The organism is Clostridium sp. CAG:43, assembly GCF_000434655.1.
GTDB classification, from domain to species: domain Bacteria; phylum Bacillota; class Clostridia; order Lachnospirales; family Lachnospiraceae; genus Otoolea; species Otoolea fessa.
In genome coordinates, this window is record NZ_FR894973.1 from 1 (window position 1) to 1998 (window position 1998).

1 protein-coding gene and 1 pseudogene are annotated in these 1998 nt (G+C 34.5%); both read left to right on the top strand.

The window, feature by feature from the left end; genetic code table 11:
* Nucleotides 1–412 (top strand): annotated as a pseudogene (locus QVO97_RS00085) (transposase); the annotation flags it as partial.
* 72 nt (nt 413–484) lie between these two features.
* Entirely contained in the window at nt 485–1990 is a 1506-nt protein-coding gene (locus tag QVO97_RS00090; protein ID WP_022358420.1) for a hypothetical protein, read from the top strand.
* Nucleotides 1991–1998: the final 8 nt, after the last annotated feature.

The window sequence follows — 1998 nt, forward strand, 5'->3', positions numbered from 1 at the left end:
AACTTTAAAAGAATATATGCTTCTGGTCGAACGAATTCGGCGTTATACAAAAAATATGCCGTTAAATGAAGCGGTTGAAACAGCTGTCAACGAATGCATCGAAGAAAATATCCTGGCAGATTTTCTTCAAAAAAACAAATCGGAGGCGATTGCTATGTGTTTATTTGAATATGATGACGAACGGGAGAAAAAATTGATTCGTAAAGCAGAATTTCAAGAAGGCGTCAAGGCTGGTCTCGCCCAGGGACGAGCAGAAGGATTAAATGAGGGTAGGAATGAACGCACCAGCAAAATGCTTCACGCCATCCGTCTGATTCAGCAGAAACATTCACTGCAGGATATTCACGCTAAAACTGGGCTTGAGGCAGAAACAATTCAGGCGATATTAAAAGATTTGCAGAATATACAGTAAACTATATTTCTTTATTTAGCAATTAATATCTCTGTTACATAAATTAATTTTTCACGAAGGATGTGTCAAAAAATGCCAAAATATAATTTCTATTATGACGAATCCGAACATAGCCGGAAAATTAACTACACAACAATAAGTGCCTCTAATTATTATGATAATTTCATAACTATGATTGTGGGATGGTCTACCCGAAATGATGATATTCTGCAGCTTCACGCCGACTTTGAAACTAAATATGCGGACAGGCAAAATTGCAATGGTGAAATCAAAAGTACAATGCTTCGACAAAAACAATTTAAATATGGTTTCGCTTCTCTCAACAGACAAAACGCTCAATTTATATATGATTTTTTGTCACTTTTTAATAAGGATATTCACATTTACTTTTCCATTTCCAGTAAGATTGAATATCTTGTACTACAACTTTTCCAGAATTACCGAAACAATCTTCTCATTGATGCAGATTTAATGAAGTATTCCATCATAAAAGCTCTTGTTATGTACCATCCTCAGGAAATCATTAAATGCATCTTTGAATCACCCAAAGATTTTTTAGCAGAATTAAAAAAGTTTTTCCAGAATAGAATTGAATATAATAAAGGCAATCCCATTTTAAAACAAAAAGAAACTGAAGCATTTCAACAGATTTTATTCATACTGAATGATATCTCAGATTCTCCAGATATTAATTGGGATTATCATATGTCCTTTGATGGTTTTAAAAAGTATCTCGGGGAAAAAGACATATCAAATTACCACCTAACCATTGATAAAGAAGGGGAAGAAAACGAACAAAGCAAAACTTTAAAAGCCGCTTGCGAAATAGGACTATATAATTCCAGTGAGGCAAATTCCATAGAACTTCCAGGGCTTCGTATGGCTGATATGCTGGCAGGCATTATATCAAAGTTAATGAAAGGTTTTTTTGATTCATTACGGTATCAATCGCTTGACGACAGTACTAATAAAAAACTTTTAGAGCCAGACTGGTTTTACCTAAATGAACTCCAATTAAACATTTACAAAAAACTCTATTGTCTTATTTGCGAGTGGCAACCTGCATGGTACAAATCCTACTCTGGTATATATTCAGATGATTTAGTCCTTTTTAATGCTTTACTTAATTTCATGAATCATTTTGAATCTATCGAACAAATCCAGGAAAACATCAATATGCAAGGTGAATACTTCAATGCTTTTGCTTGTGAACAGTTAGAAAACTACTTTAAACTGAGAAAATGCAAACTACCAATCGAGCCTGTAATCCCTTTTGATAAAGAATCCTACCTAACCCCCAGAGGCGGAAGAATATTTTTTAATTCGAGAAAACAACCACTTTTGCCATTATATAAAGCTTCTCAAACTTTTAATGTATTGTCTGTTGGTGTAGATCAAAACCTTACCCCAACAGTAACCATTCTAAGTGGTTACAAAACTGAGTGTTTTCAACTTCCAACCGAACTCAGCAAATGGGCTCGCAGTGTTATAGGTATGGCTTCCATGGGAGTAAATCTCTTCCCTGCCAAAGTTACTTTTTCCAATATTAAGGGAAAATACTATGCAGATATACTTTAGTGTAGGGA